This is a genomic window from Streptomyces sp. NPDC101166 (genome assembly GCF_044768125.1).
Taxonomy (GTDB): Bacteria; Actinomycetota; Actinomycetes; order Streptomycetales; family Streptomycetaceae; genus Streptomyces.
The window spans coordinates 1-1424 of sequence record NZ_JBIWPF010000121.1; the positions used below are offsets into that span (position 1 = coordinate 1).

Consider the following 1424-nt stretch of genomic DNA (forward strand, 5'->3'; position numbering starts at 1 on the left):
TTCCCTCGTCCGTGCACTGCAGGGCGGCCGCGAAACACAGCGCCGCCACCGACCGCCCCGAACCGGGCGGACCGGTGAACAACCAGGAATGCGTCATGGCCGACGACGATCCGGCCCCACCCCGCGCCGCCACCGCCGCAGCCGTCAACGCGGACTCGACCGCACCCTGGCCGACCAGCCGATCGAAGACACCCGCCACGCCGACCACCTTAGCGGCCACCCCCGACAGCGCCGCCGAGTGTCAGTTCGCGCGCTGATATGTCGTGTTCGCGCCGTCCAGCGCCTCACGCAGGATGTCCGCGTGGCCGGAATGGTGCGCGATCTCCCGCAGGATGTGCAGCAAGATGTAGCGCACGGTCAGCCACTCCCGCTCCGGCGCCCACGGGGCGGTCGGCGTCGGCACCGAATCCTCGAGGTTCGGCAGTTCGCGGATCAGCTTCGCGGTGTGCTCGGCCACCGCCTCCCACTCGGTGAGCAGCCCCGCGACCGTCTGGTCCGCGTCCAGCCGGTACTCGGAATCCATTCGGGAGACGTCGAATTCGGAGTTCGGGTCCCGCTCGACCAGGATGGTGGTCCAGTGCCGCTCGACATTCACACAATGACTGAGCAGCCCACCGAGGGTGAGTTCACTGATCGTGGTGCGCTGGCGCGCCTGTTCGTCGTCGATGCCCCGGACCGTGATCCGGAACAGGTCCCGCTGGCTCGCGAGAACCTTGATCAGCTCTTCCCGCTCGTGGTCGACCGTCATCGAATGCCCTTCCGCTGGTGCGTGTTCCGAACAGCACGCTACGGCAGGGCACCGACGATCGTCAGGATTGCGCCGACGCGGCGCTCTTCGTCGCGGCCTTCTTGACCGGGGCCTTCTTCGCCGCCGCGGCCTTCTTGGTGGTGACGCCGTCGGCCGTCTTGGCCGCCGCCTTCTTCGCCGCCGCCTTCTTGACCACGGTCTTGGCGACCGCCGTCTTCTTGGCCGGGGTCTTCTTCGCCGCCGCCTTCTTGGCCGTCTTCTTCGCGGCCTTCTTCACCGGGCCGCGCGCCCGCCGGTCCGCCAGCAGCTCCGAAGCCCGGGCGTCGGTGATGGATTCGACCTCGTCGCCCTTGCGCAGGCTGGCATTGGTCTCGCCATCGGTGACATACGGACCGAAACGGCCGTCCTTGATCACCATCGGCTTCTCCGACACCGGGTCGACGCCCAGTTCCCGCAGCGGCGGCGCGCTCGCCGCCTGCCCGCCGCGCCGCTTGGGCTCGGCGTAGATCTTGAGCGCCTCCTCGAGGGTCACCGTGAAGATCTGATCCTCATTGGTGAGCGACCGAGAGTCGGTGCCCTTCTTCAGGTACGGCCCGTAGCGACCGTTCTGCGAGGTGATCTCGTCCCCGGAAGTCGGATCGACGCCGACCACGCGCGGCAACGACAGCAGCCGCAG

2 protein-coding genes and 1 pseudogene are annotated in these 1424 nt (G+C 68.5%); all 3 read right to left on the bottom strand.

The window, feature by feature from the left end:
• Nucleotides 1-199, bottom strand: a pseudogene (locus ACIRS4_RS36930) (DNA polymerase III subunit delta'); the annotation flags it as partial.
• 42 nt (nt 200-241) lie between these two features.
• Complete coding sequence (locus ACIRS4_RS36935) at nt 242-748, bottom strand: DinB family protein (RefSeq protein WP_404204449.1); 507 nt, start codon at nt 746-748, stop codon at nt 242-244.
• Nucleotides 749-809: 61 nt separating this feature from the next.
• Nucleotides 810-1424 (bottom strand): topoisomerase C-terminal repeat-containing protein (locus ACIRS4_RS36940; RefSeq protein ID WP_404204451.1); only part of this gene is annotated, 615 nt, incomplete at its 5' end.

Bases quoted from the DNA above. Each gene is read 5' to 3' on its own strand.
- ACIRS4_RS36935 (WP_404204449.1), bottom strand. From the start codon at position 748: ATGACGGTCGACCACGAGCGGGAAGAGCTGATCAAGGTTCTCGCGAGC.